This window comes from Streptomyces sp. NPDC005195, assembly GCF_040608315.1.
Lineage (GTDB): Bacteria > Actinomycetota > Actinomycetes > Streptomycetales > Streptomycetaceae > Streptomyces > Streptomyces kaempferi.
This window is the reverse complement of record NZ_JBEXHZ010000001.1, coordinates 1-13,467: the sequence shown is the minus strand read 5'-3', so window position 1 is coordinate 13,467 and position 13,467 is coordinate 1. Positions and strand designations below refer to the sequence as shown.

Genomic DNA, 13,467 nt, shown 5'->3' with positions numbered 1-13,467 from the left:
AGCTGTGAGGCTTCTCCGCAGATCAGCGCACCCGCCCTCGTCAGGACACATCAGCGGCAACTGACGGGTACGTGCAAATTATTTGGGATGCCCCGGAATAGGAACACACAGGGCCCCCGGCTCGTTGTCACGACGTGAGCACGACACCACCTGTTCTAGCCGCAGAGCTGGCAGGGGCGTGGGCCGACATTCAGCGGCACCACCCCGAACTGCCGGATCTGGCCGCGCCCGAGTCCCTGATCGGAGAATCGTCGTCCGCCTGCGGGCACGAGCTCTCCTTCGAACGCCTGTTGCACGAGGCAGTCCATGGCATCGCCGCCGCCCGCGGAGTCCGTGACACCTCACGCGCCGGCCGCTACCACAACCGCAGATTCCTGGCGATCGCCGAGGAGCTGGGCCTTGACCACCCCGAGGAACCGCATCCCAGCAGCGGCTTCTCGCTCGTCACGCTCAACCCCGAGGCCAAGCGCCGCTATCGCCCGACCATCGAGCGGCTGCAGCGCGCCCTCAAGGCCCACACCGCCGCGACCGCCGCCGACACGGCCCGCTCGTTCCGGGGCCCCGCCGCCCGGCACGGCTCCTCCGGGGGAGGCGTCCGCGTCAAGGCGGTCTGCGACTGCGGCCGCAACGTACGGGTCGTCCCGTCCGTGCTGGCACAGGCGCCGATCGTGTGCGGGGGGTGCGGCAAGCCCTTCCGGATTCCCGAGGCGGTCGGGGCGGCGGCGAGCTGAGAGGACGGCTGCTCGTGGCAGCCGTACTCGGCCGCACCGCCCGGCGAGCGCCGGGTGACAGCGCCGAAGCCCGGGAGCCGGCGCCGGGTGCCAGGTGCCGGTCAGGCGTGGGCGCGCACGTACGCCGGTGAGGTGAACCTCCAGGGTGTGGCACAATGTCTAGCTGTACTCGACAGTCGCATAGGACCCCTCTCTCCTCCGGCTGACGCGTCCATCGGGCACTCGGGTACCGCAACCCCACGCGGCCATCTCGCCGTGCCCAACCCCGTCAAGACCAGGAGACACCACTTCCGTGGCAGTCAAGATCAAGCTGAAGCGTCTGGGCAAGATCCGTTCGCCTCACTACCGCATCGTCGTCGCCGACTCCCGTACCCGCCGTGACGGCCGGGCCATCGAGGAGATCGGCCTGTACCACCCGGTGCAGAACCCCTCGCGCATCGAGGTCGACACGGACCGCGCGCAGTACTGGCTGGGTGTCGGCGCACAGCCGACCGAGCCCGTGCTCGCCATCCTGAAGCTGACCGGCGACTGGCAGAAGTTCAAGGGTCTGCCCGCCCCCGCTCCGCTGCTCGTCGCCGAGCCGAAGGCGTCGCGCCCGCTGTTCGACGCCCTGGGCGCCGACGACGAGGGCAAGGGTGAGGCCATCACCCAGAAGAAGAAGGCTGAGAAGAAGGACGAGGCCGCGGCCGAGTCCGCGTCGACCGAGGCCTGAGCATGCTCGAGGAGGCTCTCGAGCACCTCGTGAAGGGCATCGTCGACAACCCCGACGACGTGCAGGTCGCCTCCCGCGACCTGCGCCGCGGGCGCGTACTCGAGGTCCGGGTCCACCCCGACGACCTCGGTAAGGTGATCGGCCGCAACGGCCGCACCGCGCGCGCTCTGCGCACCGTCGTGGGCGCTATCGGCGGCCGCGGTGTCCGCGTCGACCTCGTCGACGTGGACCACGTCCGCTGACGTAACAGGCAGCACCGGCTCGGGCCGGGGAGGGCCATCCGGCCGTCCCCGGCCCGTAGTCGTCTGCGAAGCAACGCCGCAGGCACACCGACAGGAGATCAAGCACAGTGCAGCTGGTAGTCGCTCGCGTCGGCCGCGCCCACGGCATCAAGGGCGAGGTCACCGTCGAGGTACGTACCGACGAGCCGGAGATCAGACTCGCTCCCGGAGCCGTCCTGGCCACCGACCCCGCCTCCACCGGTCCCCTGACCATCGAGACGGGCCGCGTGCACAGCGGACGTCTGCTGCTCCGTTTCGAGGGCGTACGCGACCGCACCGCCGCCGAGGCGCTGCGCAACACCCTGCTCATCGCCGACATCGACCCGGACGAGAAGCCCGAGGCCCCGGACGAGTACTACGACCACCAGCTGATGGACCTGGACGTGGTCACCAAGGAGGGCGACGAGGTCGGACGGATCACCGAGATCTCGCACCTGCCGTCGCAGGACCTGTTCGTCGTCGAGCGGCCGGACGGCACCGAGGTCATGATCCCGTTCGTCGAGGAGATCGTCATCAAGATCGACCTGGACGAGCAGAGGGCCGTCATCGACCCGCCGCCGGGCCTGATCGACGACCGTGCCGAGATCGCGTCCACCCGGGACTCCGCCGAGGAAGAGGCGTAATGCGGCTGGACGTCGTCACGATCTTCCCGGAGTACCTGGACCCCCTGAACGTCTCGCTCGTCGGCAAGGCACGCGCGCGCGGACAGCTGAACGTGCACGTGCACGACCTCCGGGAGTGGACGTACGACCGCCACAACACGGTCGACGACACCCCGTACGGCGGCGGCCCCGGCATGGTCATGAAGACCGACCCCTGGGGCGAGGCCCTGGACTCCGTGCTGGCCGACGGCTACGAGACGGGCTCGCACGGGCCCGTCCTCGTCGTGCCCACACCCAGTGGACGCCCCTTCACCCAGGAACTCGCCGTCGAGCTGTCCGAACGCCCCTGGCTGGTCTTCACACCCGCCCGCTACGAGGGCATCGACCGTCGCGTCATCGACGAGTACGCCACGCGCATGCCGGTCCACGAGGTGTCCATCGGCGACTACGTGCTCGCCGGCGGTGAGGCGGCCGTGCTCGTCGTCACCGAGGCCGTGGCGCGCCTGCTGCCGGGCGTCCTGGGCAACGCCGAGTCCCACCGGGACGACTCCTTCGCCCCCGGCGCCATGGCCAACCTCCTGGAGGGGCCGATCTACACCAAGCCCCCCGAGTGGCGCGGCCGGGAGATCCCCGAGGTACTGCTCAGCGGCCACCACGGCAAGATCGCCCGCTGGCGCCGCGACGAGGCCCTGCGCCGTACCGCGGCCAACCGGCCCGACCTCATCGAGCGCTGCGAGGCGTCCCTCTTCGACAAGAAGGACCGCGAGATGCTCTCGATCCTGGGATGGCAGCCGGATCCCGACGGCCGATTTTGGCGCAGGCCCGAGGCCGTGGAAGAATAGGCCGCTGCTCTACGTCGTTCGGCGTGCGCCCCTGCCACAGGGGGACACGACGCCCGCCCCGACGCGGCAGCACTCTCCGAAAACCCTTCTCCCGTTGATGACCTGTGGCATCGGCGAAGAAAGCAGACCCCATGTCTCACCTGCTCGACTCAGTCGACGGCGCGTCGCTGCGCACCGACATCCCGGCCTTCCGTCCGGGCGACACCGTCAACGTCCACGTGCGCGTCATCGAGGGCAACCGCTCCCGTGTGCAGCAGTTCAAGGGCGTGGTCATCCGTCGCCAGGGCGCCGGTGTCCGCGAGACCTTCTCGGTCCGCAAGGTCTCCTTCTCGGTCGGCGTCGAGCGCACCTTCCCGGTGCACACCCCGATCGTCGAGAAGATCGAGCTCGTCACCCGCGGTGACGTGCGTCGCGCGAAGCTCTACTACCTCCGTGACCTGCGCGGCAAGGCCGCGAAGATCAAGGAGAAGCGCGACAACTGAGCTCGCGCGGAGGCTCATACGGACGCCGGATAACATCTGGCTCCGATGAACACCGAAGCACAGCACACGGAGCGCGACCGCTCCTCCCGCCCTGCCGAGTCCGAGGAGATCTCGGGCACCCAGGGGCCGGAGGGACGGTCGCGTTTCGCGTTGCTGGACCGGGTCGCGGAGTGGCTCCCCGGCGGGTGGATCACCCTGACCGTCCTGGTCTGCCTCCTGTTCCTGATCGGCTTCAGCAACTTCGTGATGCAGCCCTTCGAGATTCCCAGCAGCTCGATGGAGCGCGGATTGAGGATCGGGGACCGCGTTCTCGTAAATAAGTTGGCGTACCGTTTCGGTGCTGAGCCGCAGCGGGGAGACATCGTCGTGTTCGACGGCACCGGCTACTTCGGGAACGCCGACTACGTGAAACGCGTCGTCGGTGTGGGGGGAGACCATGTGGTCTGCTGCGACAAGGAGGGGAGGCTCGAGGTGAACGGCCGTTCGGTCGACGAGTCGACGTTTCTGTACCCCGGGGACAGCCCGTCGGAGGTGCCCTTCGACGTCGTCGTGCCCGCCGGCAGCCTGTTCCTCCTGGGCGACCACCGCAGCGACTCCAGGGACTCCCGGGACCATCTGGGGTCCCCCGGAGGCGGCATGATCCCCGTCGGCGACGTCATCGGCCGCGCCGACTGGATCGCCTGGCCCTCGGACGACTGGGCCCGGCTGAGGCGCTCCGGCGCCTACGCGCGTGTGCCGGCCGCGGACGGTGCCCATGGGTAACCGCGGAAGGCCACGCGGAGTCTCCGAGCACGCGGCCGACAATCTGCTGCCCACCGGGACACGGCGTGCCTCCGGCGGCGCGGTACGTCCCGGCCGCGCCGAGCGCCGCAAACTCCAGCGCAAGGTGAAGCGACGACGGCGGCGCTCCGCGGTCAAGGAGATCCCGCTTCTCGTCGGCGTCGCGGTGCTCATAGCCCTGGTCCTCAAGACCTTCCTCGTCCAGGCCTTCGTCATCCCGTCGGGCTCCATGGAGAGCACGATCCAGATCGGCGACCGGGTGCTCGTCGACAAGTTCACGCCATGGTTCGGCTCCAAACCGCAGCGCGGCGACGTCGTCGTCTTCAAGGACCCCGGGGACTGGCTGGCCGGCGAGAAGACCACCAAGAAGAACGACCCTGTCGTCATCAAGCAGGTCAAGGAGGGGCTGACCCAGATCGGTCTGCTGCCCTCCGACAACGACAAGGACCTCATCAAGCGGGTCGTCGCGGTCGGCGGCGACACCGTCAAGTGCTGTGACACGCAGGGGCGCGTCACGGTCAACGGCATGCCGCTCGCGGAGCCGTACATACACGCCGACAACAAACCGTCGGATTTCCCCTTCGAGGAGACCGTCCCCAAGGGCCGCCTCTGGGTCATGGGCGACCACCGGGCCAACTCGGCCGACTCCAGGTACCACCGCAAGGAGAAGTACGGCGGTACCGTCTCCGAGAAGTCCGTCGTCGGCCGAGCCATGGTCATCGCGTGGCCCTTCGGGCACTGGACTCGTCTGAAGGAGCCGGACACGTACGCGTCGGTGCCGAGCGGGTCGGCCACGGCCATGGGACCGTCGCATAGGGTGGCGTCCGCGGATCTCAATGGATTGATCCCGCTCCCGAGCCCTGCGGAACTCCCGCTCGTTATGGGAGTGGTGGGCCTGCGCCGGATCCGGGGCAGGCGGCGGCACGGAGTGAGGAGTGGATGTGGGGGATTTGGCGGTCGGCGCACGATCCGGACACGATGGCCCCGAGGAACAGCCGGAGCGAACCGACGGATCGGCCACCCCGGCCACGAACGAGGTCATCGCCACCGGGAGTGAATCCGGGGACGGCGGCGGTACGAAGGAGCACGGCGAGCAGGACGAGAAGCCCAAGAATCCGCGTTCCTTCTGGAAGGAACTGCCGCTCCTCATCGGTATCGCACTGGTCCTCGCGCTACTGATCAAGACTTTCCTGGTGCAGGCGTTCTCGATCCCCTCGGACTCGATGCAGAACACCCTCCAGCAGGGCGACCGTGTCCTGGTCGACAAGCTCACCCCGTGGTTCGGCTCGGAGCCCTCACGCGGCGAGGTCGTCGTCTTCCACGACCCCGACAACTGGCTGGCGGGCGAGCCGACGCCCAACCCGAACGTCGTGCAGCAGGTCCTCAGCAAGATCGGCCTGATGCCGTCCGCGGACGAGAAGGACCTCATCAAGCGAGTCATCGGTGTCGCCGGCGACACGATCGAGTGTCAGAACTCGGGCCCGCTGACGGTCAACGGCAAGGCGCTCAACGAGACGTACGTGTACGCCGGGAACACGCCGTGCAGCGTCGACGACCAGGGCGGCCAGTTCAAGGTGACGGTACCCGCGGGCAAAATCTGGGTCATGGGCGACCACCGGCAGAACTCGCTGGACTCCCGCTACCACCAGCAGGACAAGTACCAGGGCTTCGTGCCCGTGGGCAACGTCGTGGGCCGCGCCATCGTGATCGCCTGGCCGCCCACCCGCTGGAACACGCTGCCGATCCCCGACACCTTCGACCAGAACCTCAGCGCGGCCGCCCCGGGCGCCCTGGGACTGGCCGGCGCCGCGCCGCTGGTGCTGTGGCGCAGGCGTCGCCTTACCGCCGGAAACCCCAGGGTTTCTGGGCGGGGTACCGCCGGGTAGGGTGCCGTCCCAGATCGCCGATCTTCCGCGGGCCGTACCCAGGACCGCGGGGTCGATTCTCCGAGTCGGGGGAGCACTGGGATGAGCAGGACGTCAGATCGTACGGACGAGGGCCATGGCCGGCTCGGCAGCGTGCTGTCGGGACTGGCCGTGGCCCTCGGCTGTGTGCTCTTCCTCGGAGGCTTCGCCTGGGGCGCGGTCGTCTATCAGCCGTACACGGTGCCGACCGAGTCGATGGTGCCGACCATCAAGGTGGGCGACCGCATCCTGGCGGAGCGGATAGACGGCGATGACGTCGAGCGCGGTGACGTCATCGTCTTCCAGCAGAAGAGCTGGGGCGACATGCTGATCGTCAAGCGGGTCGTCGCGGTCGGCGGTGACACCGTCGCCTGCTGCACGGACGACAAGCTGACGGTCAACGACAAGAAGATCGACGAGCCGTATCTCCCCAAGGGCCAGGCCGCCGAGACGAAACGGATTCCGACCGTCGAGGTCCCCAAGGGACGGCTCTTCCTGCTCGGTGACGAGCGCAGCGGCTCACTGGACTCGACCGCGCACCTCACCGAGGCCTTCAACGGCACGGTGTCGCGCGCCGCGGTGAAGGGCCGCGTCGACGCCGTCGCCTGGCCCATGAAGGGCATGCTGAAGCGTCCCACGGGCTTCGAGACGCTCGGCGGGATCTCGACGCCGGGTCCGCTGCGGCCGATCCTGACCGCGGTGGTGGCGGGCGCGGTGCTCGTCCTGTGCGGGGCGGCGTACGGCCCGGTCGCCAAGCGCCTGGGGCGGCGGCGTGGCCGGGGGCGGACGGAGCCGGTCGGTGTCGGCTGAGCCGTCCGGACAGCCCGGACGGGCCGCTCCGGCCGTGGCGTCACCCGGGCCGGCCGTGTCGTCGGAGCGGAACTCGGGCGCGGACCTGGTGGGGGACCCGGGCGCGGAGCCGGTGGGGGACCCGGTCGCGGACTCTTATGCCAGCGGACTGCGGAAAGTCGCCAGGGTCGTGCTCCTCGACGCGCAGGAGCGCATCCTGCTGCTGCACGGTCATGAGCCGGACGATCCCGCCGACGACTGGTGGTTCACGCCCGGCGGCGGCCTGGAGGGCGACGAAACCCGCGAGGAGGCCGCGCTGCGGGAACTCGTGGAGGAGACCGGCATCACCGAGGTCGAACTGGGCCCGGTGCTGTGGCGGCGAAAATGTTCGTTCCCCTTCGCGGGACGCCGCTGGGACCAGGACGAATGGTACTTCCTGGCCCGTACGACCCAGACCGGAACCGTCGCCGCCGGGCTGACGGAGCTGGAACGGCGAAGTGTCGCCGGAGCGCGCTGGTGGACATGCCAGGAACTGACCGAGGCACATGAGACGGTGTATCCGACCAGGCTCGCCGAGCTGCTGCGCAGGCTGCTCGACGAGGGTCCCCCGGCCAGGCCCGAGGTCCTCGACACCGAAATCGTCTAGAGGCTCGCGGGGCTGGCGCACAATAGGGGGACGCACGGCTGAAGGGGAACATGCCATGAGCGCCGAGGACCTCGAGAAGTACGAGACCGAGATGGAGCTGAAGCTCTATCGGGAGTACCGCGATGTCGTCGGTCTGTTCAAATACGTGATCGAGACCGAACGGCGCTTCTACCTCACCAACGACTACGAGATGCAGGTGCACTCGGTCCAGGGCGAGGTTTTCTTCGAGGTGTCCATGGCGGATGCCTGGGTGTGGGACATGTACCGGCCCGCGCGCTTCGTGAAACAGGTACGGGTGCTCACGTTCAAGGACGTGAACATCGAGGAGCTGAACAAGAGCGATCTGGAGCTGCCCGGCGGTTGACCGCCCCGGTGGATCCGATGACCGCGTGAGTGCGGACGGCGGCCGCCGACGGGCGATGATCACTCGTGAGGGTGATGGAGTTGTCCCCAGTCGGCCGCCTGTCCACCAAGATCCAACAGCGGGTGGGGACTGCCGCAATGTGGGCGCCGGAGGTGGTGCCGACATGAAGACGTCCAAGGCACGCAACGCACTCGGCAAGTACGGCGAGGATCTGGCCGCGCGGCGGCTGACCGGGGCCGGATGGACCGTCCTGGCGCGCAACTGGCGATCCGGCAGGGCCGGAGAGATCGACATCGTGGCCCGGGACGGCGACGCGCTCGTCGTCTGCGAGGTCAAGACACGCAGGTCGGGTGCCTTCGAGCACCCGATGGCGGCCGTCACCCCGGCCAAGGCACAGCGCCTGCGCGGCCTGGCGGAGCGCTGGCTCCAGGAACACGGCGGGGCACCGCCCGGCGGTGTCCGCATCGACCTGATCGGTGTCCTCCTCCCCGCCCGCGGCGCACCCGTGGTCGAGCATGCGCGGGGGGTGGCCTGATGGGGTTCGCGCGTACGTGCTCGGTGGCCCTCGTCGGCGTCGAGGGCGTGGTGGTGGAGGTCCAGGCGGACCTGGAGCCGGGCGTCGCGGCGTTCACCCTGGTCGGCCTCCCCGACAAGAGCCTCTCGGAGAGCAGGGACCGCGTCCGCGCGGCAGTGGTGAACTCCGGCGCCGTGTGGCCCCAGAAAAAGCTCACCGTGGGCCTGAGCCCGGCCTCGGTGCCCAAGGGCGGCAGCGGGTTCGACCTCGCCGTCGCCTGCGCGGTGCTGGGTGCCGCGGAGCGGATCGACCCCCGGGTGCTCTCCGACATCGTGATGATCGGCGAGCTCGGACTCGACGGGCGGGTCCGCCCGGTGCGGGGAGTGCTGCCCGCGGTCCTCGCCGCGGCGGACGCGGGGTACGAACAGGTGGTGGTGCCCGAGTGCGCGGCCGCCGAGGCCACACTGGTGCCGGGGATCTCCGTGCTCGGCGTGCGCAGCCTGGGTCAGCTGATCGCCGTCCTCACCGACGAGCCGGTCCCCGAGGAGGATCCCGACGAAGCGGGCCGCCCCGGTCCCCTGATGGCCGGCCTGCGCACGCCGGGCACCGGCGCCGCCACCGGCATGCACGGCGCCCAGCACGACCACGGCCATGACCTCGCCGACGTCGTCGGCCAGCGCTCCGCGCGCACCGCCGTGGAGGTCGCGGCGGCGGGCGGACACCACCTCTTCCTCGAGGGCCCGCCGGGAGCGGGCAAGACGATGCTCGCCGAACGGCTGCCCGCCGTCCTGCCGTTGCTCACTAGGAGCGAGTCCCTGGAGGTCACGGCCGTCCACTCGGTCGCCGGCCTGCTGCCACCGGGCAAACCCCTGGTCGACGTCGCCCCCTACTGCGCACCCCACCACTCGGCGACCATGCAGGCCCTCGTCGGGGGAGGCCATGGAATCGCGCGACCGGGCGCGGTGTCGCTCGCCCACCGGGGGGTGCTCTTCCTCGACGAGACCCCGGAATTCAGCGGGCAGGCCCTCGACGCGCTGCGCCAGCCCCTGGAGGCGGGGCATGTGGTGATCGCGCGCAGCGCGGGGGTGGTGCGGTTTCCCGCGCGGTTCCTGATGGTGCTCGCGGCGAACCCCTGCCCGTGCGGACGCTTCTCGCAGCGGGGCGACCTGTGCGACTGTCCGCCCTCCGCGATCCGCCGCTATCAGGCCAGGCTCTCCGGCCCGCTGCTCGACCGGGTCGATCTGCGCGTCGAGGTGGACCGGGTCACGCGCTCCGAGCTGACCGGGCGCGGGGCGCCGGGAGAATCCACGGAGACCGTCGCCGGCCGCGTACGAACGGCCAGAGAACGGGCCGCGGCGCGGCTGGCGGACACCCCTTGGCGGACGAACAGCGAAGTGCCCGGGCGCGAACTGCGCAGCCGGTGGCACGCGTCGCCGGGCGCGCTGGACGAGGCGGAGCGCGGTCTGGAGCGGGGCGTGCTGAGTGCGCGGGGCTTCGACCGGGTCCTGCGCGTCGCCTGGACCGTCGCGGACCTGGTGGGGCACGACCGGCCCGACGCGACGGATGTCGCCCTCGCGCTGCAACTGCGCACCGGCGTGCCGCGCGGGGTACCGATGGCGATCGGCGCGCTGTCGTGAACCACGACGGCCCGCCCGGGGAGAGCACGGGCGGGGAGAGCACGGGCCAGGAAGACAGGAGCCGGGAAGACACGCGCGGAGAGGACAGGCGCCGGGAAAACACATGCGGAGAGGAGAGGAGCCGGGATGGCGCGCACCGAGAGGACAGGAGCCAGGAAGGCGCGCATCGGCAGGACCCGGTCCGTGCGGACGAGCGCGTGCACCGGGCATTTCTCGCCCGTGTCGCCGAACCGGGCGACGAGGTCTGCGGGCGCTGGATCCGTGAGGCCGGGGCGGAACGGGCCGTCAGGGGGCTCCTGGACGGCGTGGAACGGCCGCGGGGGGTGACGGACCGGAGATGGGCGGGACTGCGGGCGCGGGCCGAGCGGGCCGACCCGGAGCGGGATCTCGCGGACGCCCGTGCGGCCGGGATCCGCTTCGTGTGCCCAGGGGACTCCGAGTGGCCCGCACAGCTCGACGATCTCGGGGACGGCCGTCCCGTCGGACTCTGGGTACGAGGGCGCCCCAGCCTGCGGATGTGGGCGCTGCGGTCCGTCGCCCTCGTCGGAGCGCGGGCCTGTACGGAGTACGGCGCCCACATGGCGGCCACCCTCGGCGCCGGGCTGGCCGAGTGTGGCTGGGTGGTCGTGTCGGGCGGCGCCTACGGCGTGGACGGCGCCGCGCACCGCGGCGCGCTGGCGGCAGGCGGGGCCACCGTCGCCGTGCTGGCCTGCGGAGTCGACCGGCCCTATCCCCGCGGACACACCGAGTTGATCACGAGGATCTCCGAACAGGGCCTGGTCGTCGGGGAGTTGCCGCCGGGGGAGCATCCCACGCCGAGCAGGTTCATCCTCCGCAACCGAGTCATCGCGGCGCTCACCCGGGGGACCGTGGTCGTCGAGGCCGCCTATCGCAGTGGCGCCCTGGTCACGGCGCGCGCCGCGCAGCGGCTGGGCAGGTTCGCCATGGGCGTGCCCGGCCCTGTCACCAGCGGGTTGTCGGCCGGGGTGCATGAACTGCTGCGGGGGGAGGCGGTGCTGGTCACCGACGCCGCGGAAGTGGCGGAACTGGTCGGCGACATGGGTGAGCTGGCCCCGGACCGGCGGGGGCCCGTGCTGCCGCGCGACCTGCTGGACCCGGGTGCCGGACGGGTGCTCGCCGCGGTGCCGGCACGCGGGCCGGCGGAAGCGGCGGAGATCGCCCGCGGGGCGGGAACCACGACGGACGACGCGGTCGGGAGACTGTACGAACTCCGCTCGCTCGGGTTCGTCGAACGACACGGCGACGGCTGGAAGTTGACACGCCAGGTGATGATCCCGGTCCACGATGATCGCCACGGGCGCTGACCGAGCGTGTTCGGCCGTCCGGGCGAACACCGACACCCTTGGCAATACCCGCAGTTGGCGTCCCCGGACGGTCACGGACGGCGACGGGGCCGACCGGCGCAAACGCCGAGCGGAACGTATCTGCGCATCGTCCGCCCCCCGCCCTTCGCGCACTGCGACACCTCAGTCACGCTACGCTCATCTGGGTTCCGACGCAGACAACGCAACTCGGCATCAGAGCGACAGCTCACCCAGGCACCCCCAGTTCACGGCAGAACGGCACAAGGCGACGAATGCCCCAGCACACCTCCGGGTCCGATCGGGCGGCGATCCCCCCAGCCGCCCGCGACGGCGGTAGCAGGCGGCCGCCCGCTCCCTCGACGCTCGACGAGCTGTGGCGGTCGTACAAGACGACGGGTGACGAGCGACTGCGCGAGCAGCTGATCCTGCACTACTCGCCCCTGGTCAAGTACGTCGCGGGACGGGTCAGCGTGGGTCTGCCGGCCAATGTGGAGCAGGCGGACTTCGTCTCCTCGGGCGTGTTCGGGCTGATCGACGCGATCGAGAAGTTCGACATCGAACGGGAGATCAAGTTCGAGACGTACGCGATCACGCGCATCCGGGGCGCGATGATCGACGAGCTGCGCGCGCTGGACTGGATCCCGCGCTCCGTGCGGCAGAAAGCACGCAACGTGGAACGGGCGTACGCGACGCTGGAGGCCCGGCTGAGACGCACGCCGTCGGAGGGCGAGGTGGCCTCCGAGATGGGGATCGCGGTGGAGGATCTCCACGCCGTCTTCAGCCAGTTGTCCCTGGCCAACGTGGTGGCCCTCGAGGAACTCCTGCATGTCGGCGGCGAGGGCGGCGACCGGCTGAGCCTGATGGACACCCTCGAGGACACCGCGGCCGACAACCCGGTCGAGGTGGCCGAGGACCGGGAGCTGCGGAGATTCCTGGCGCGAGCCATCAACACCCTGCCCGACCGGGAGAAGACCGTGGTCACGCTCTACTACTACGAGGGCCTCACGCTCGCAGAGATCGGGAACGTCCTCGGAGTGACCGAGAGCCGGGTGAGCCAGATCCACACCAACTCGGTACTGCAGCTGCGCGCGAAGCTGGCCAGTTTCGGACGCTGAGCCGGAGCACGGCGCGGGTGCTGAATCGTCCCTTCGTCATCAGGCCCCTGATTCCTCCAGGTGGTGGGAGTGGCTGCCGCCATCCGCGGTCCGTCCGTAAAGTGGAGGGCGTGCCAAGGATTCGAGCGGCCTCCGTGGCCGAGCACCGGTCGATGCAGCGAGCCGCCCTGCTGGACGCGGCCCGGTCCCTGCTGTCCGAGGGCGGGACGGAAGCGCTGACCTTCCCCGCCCTCGCCGAGCGGACGGGCCTGGCGAGGTCGTCCGTCTACGAGTACTTCCGGTCCCGCGCCGCCGTGGTCGAAGAGCTGTGCGAGGTCGACTTTCCCGTGTGGGCGGCCGAGGTCGAGGCGGTGATGGCCGCGGCCGACGGGCCCGAGGGCAAGGTCGAGGCCTACGTCCGCCAGCAACTGGCCCTCGTGGGGGACCGGCGGCACCGTGCCGTCGTGGCCATCTCCGCGAGTGAGCTCGACGCCGGGGCCCGAGAGAAGATCCGCGCGGCGCACGGCGGGCTCGTCGCGATGATCGCGGAGGCGCTCCGGGACATGGGCCACGCCGAACCGAGACTGGCCGCGATGCTGCTCCAGGGCGTGGTCGACGCGGCGGTGCGGCGGATCGAACTGGGAGCGGCGGAGGACCCCGACGCGATTACGGACGCGGCCGTCACGATGGCCCTGCGGGGCGTGCGCGGCTGAACCCCCTGCCCCCTGCTCCTTGGCCCCCGCCCCCCCTCCCTCCCCCTCCCC

General features: G+C 70.5%; 17 protein-coding genes. All 17 read left to right on the top strand.

The features are described from left to right. Positions 1–134: 134 nt before the first annotated feature. The gene (locus ABZV34_RS00085; protein WP_168530431.1) at positions 135–731 is read left to right on the top strand and encodes a hypothetical protein; all 597 of its coding nucleotides are present in this window, start codon (positions 135–137) and stop codon (positions 729–731) included. Positions 732–1,023: 292 nt separating this feature from the next. Next, a complete protein-coding gene (gene rpsP, locus ABZV34_RS00080) occupies positions 1,024–1,443 on the top strand; it encodes a 30S ribosomal protein S16 (RefSeq protein ID WP_356269917.1) in 420 nt (139 codons plus the stop codon). A 2-nt stretch (positions 1,444–1,445) separates the two neighbouring features. Beyond that, entirely contained in the window at positions 1,446–1,685 is a 240-nt protein-coding gene (locus tag ABZV34_RS00075; RefSeq protein ID WP_005479813.1) for an RNA-binding protein, read from the top strand. A gap of 107 nt (positions 1,686–1,792) precedes the next feature. After that, entirely contained in the window at positions 1,793–2,347 is a 555-nt protein-coding gene (gene rimM / locus ABZV34_RS00070) for a ribosome maturation factor RimM (RefSeq protein ID WP_356269916.1), read from the top strand. Beyond that, positions 2,347–3,168 (top strand): tRNA (guanosine(37)-N1)-methyltransferase TrmD, encoded by an 822-nt coding sequence (trmD, locus tag ABZV34_RS00065; protein WP_356269914.1) that lies wholly within the window; start codon positions 2,347–2,349, stop codon positions 3,166–3,168. Before rimM ends, trmD begins: the two co-directional genes overlap by 1 nt. 131 nt (positions 3,169–3,299) lie before the next feature. Beyond that, a complete protein-coding gene (gene rplS, locus ABZV34_RS00060; protein WP_356269912.1) occupies positions 3,300–3,650 on the top strand; it encodes a 50S ribosomal protein L19 in 351 nt (116 codons plus the stop codon). 45 nt (positions 3,651–3,695) lie between these two features. After that, positions 3,696–4,412, top strand: coding sequence for a signal peptidase I (gene lepB, locus ABZV34_RS00055; protein ID WP_356269910.1), 717 nt, complete (start codon positions 3,696–3,698; stop codon positions 4,410–4,412). Beyond that, on the top strand, positions 4,405–5,487 hold the full coding sequence (lepB, locus tag ABZV34_RS00050) for a signal peptidase I (protein WP_356269908.1): 1,083 nt from the start codon (positions 4,405–4,407) through the stop codon (positions 5,485–5,487). Before lepB (ABZV34_RS00055) ends, lepB (ABZV34_RS00050) begins: the two co-directional genes overlap by 8 nt. Beyond that, positions 5,372–6,316 carry a signal peptidase I gene (lepB, locus tag ABZV34_RS00045; RefSeq protein ID WP_356269906.1) on the top strand — a complete coding sequence of 315 codons (945 nt, stop codon included), beginning with the start codon at positions 5,372–5,374 and terminating at the stop codon, positions 6,314–6,316. Before lepB (ABZV34_RS00050) ends, lepB (ABZV34_RS00045) begins: the two co-directional genes overlap by 116 nt. An 81-nt stretch (positions 6,317–6,397) precedes the next feature. Then, positions 6,398–7,144: a signal peptidase I gene (gene lepB, locus ABZV34_RS00040; RefSeq protein ID WP_356269904.1), complete on the top strand. Its 747-nt coding sequence runs from the start codon at positions 6,398–6,400 to the stop codon at positions 7,142–7,144. 112 nt (positions 7,145–7,256) lie between these two features. Then, positions 7,257–7,769, top strand: a complete 513-nt coding sequence (locus ABZV34_RS00035; protein ID WP_356270671.1) for an NUDIX hydrolase — start codon at positions 7,257–7,259, stop codon at positions 7,767–7,769. 55 nt (positions 7,770–7,824) lie between these two features. Then, entirely contained in the window at positions 7,825–8,133 is a 309-nt protein-coding gene (locus ABZV34_RS00030) for a DUF2469 domain-containing protein (RefSeq protein ID WP_003965949.1), read from the top strand. A gap of 163 nt (positions 8,134–8,296) precedes the next feature. After that, entirely contained in the window at positions 8,297–8,668 is a 372-nt protein-coding gene (locus tag ABZV34_RS00025) for a YraN family protein (RefSeq protein ID WP_356269902.1), read from the top strand. After that, entirely contained in the window at positions 8,668–10,284 is a 1,617-nt protein-coding gene (locus ABZV34_RS00020; RefSeq protein WP_356269900.1) for a YifB family Mg chelatase-like AAA ATPase, read from the top strand. The genes ABZV34_RS00025 and ABZV34_RS00020 overlap by 1 nt, the downstream gene beginning before the upstream one ends. Positions 10,285–10,481: 197 nt before the next feature. Then, complete coding sequence (gene dprA / locus ABZV34_RS00015; RefSeq protein WP_356269898.1) at positions 10,482–11,609, top strand: DNA-processing protein DprA; 1,128 nt, start codon at positions 10,482–10,484, stop codon at positions 11,607–11,609. Between the two features lie 272 nt (positions 11,610–11,881). Continuing rightward, positions 11,882–12,724, top strand: coding sequence for an RNA polymerase sigma factor WhiG (whiG, locus tag ABZV34_RS00010; RefSeq protein ID WP_356269896.1), 843 nt, complete (start codon positions 11,882–11,884; stop codon positions 12,722–12,724). Positions 12,725–12,858: 134 nt separating this feature from the next. Next, complete coding sequence (locus ABZV34_RS00005) at positions 12,859–13,416, top strand: TetR/AcrR family transcriptional regulator (RefSeq protein WP_168534102.1); 558 nt, start codon at positions 12,859–12,861, stop codon at positions 13,414–13,416. Positions 13,417–13,467: the final 51 nt, after the last annotated feature.

What these genes read in the sequence shown, in the direction of transcription:
- ABZV34_RS00075 (WP_005479813.1), top strand. Translation starts at nt 1,446, where the DNA reads ATGCTCGAGGAGGCTCTCGAGCACCTCGTGAAGGGCATCGTCGACAAC.
- trmD (WP_356269914.1), top strand. Translation starts at nt 2,347, where the DNA reads ATGCGGCTGGACGTCGTCACGATCTTCCCGGAGTACCTGGACCCCCTG.
- rplS (WP_356269912.1), top strand. Translation starts at nt 3,300, where the DNA reads ATGTCTCACCTGCTCGACTCAGTCGACGGCGCGTCGCTGCGCACCGAC.
- lepB (WP_356269910.1), top strand. Translation starts at nt 3,696, where the DNA reads ATGAACACCGAAGCACAGCACACGGAGCGCGACCGCTCCTCCCGCCCT.
- lepB (WP_356269908.1), top strand. Translation starts at nt 4,405, where the DNA reads ATGGGTAACCGCGGAAGGCCACGCGGAGTCTCCGAGCACGCGGCCGAC.
- lepB (WP_356269904.1), top strand. Translation starts at nt 6,398, where the DNA reads ATGAGCAGGACGTCAGATCGTACGGACGAGGGCCATGGCCGGCTCGGC.
- ABZV34_RS00030 (WP_003965949.1), top strand. Translation starts at nt 7,825, where the DNA reads ATGAGCGCCGAGGACCTCGAGAAGTACGAGACCGAGATGGAGCTGAAG.
- ABZV34_RS00025 (WP_356269902.1), top strand. Translation starts at nt 8,297, where the DNA reads ATGAAGACGTCCAAGGCACGCAACGCACTCGGCAAGTACGGCGAGGAT.
- ABZV34_RS00020 (WP_356269900.1), top strand. Translation starts at nt 8,668, where the DNA reads ATGGGGTTCGCGCGTACGTGCTCGGTGGCCCTCGTCGGCGTCGAGGGC.
- whiG (WP_356269896.1), top strand. Translation starts at nt 11,882, where the DNA reads ATGCCCCAGCACACCTCCGGGTCCGATCGGGCGGCGATCCCCCCAGCC.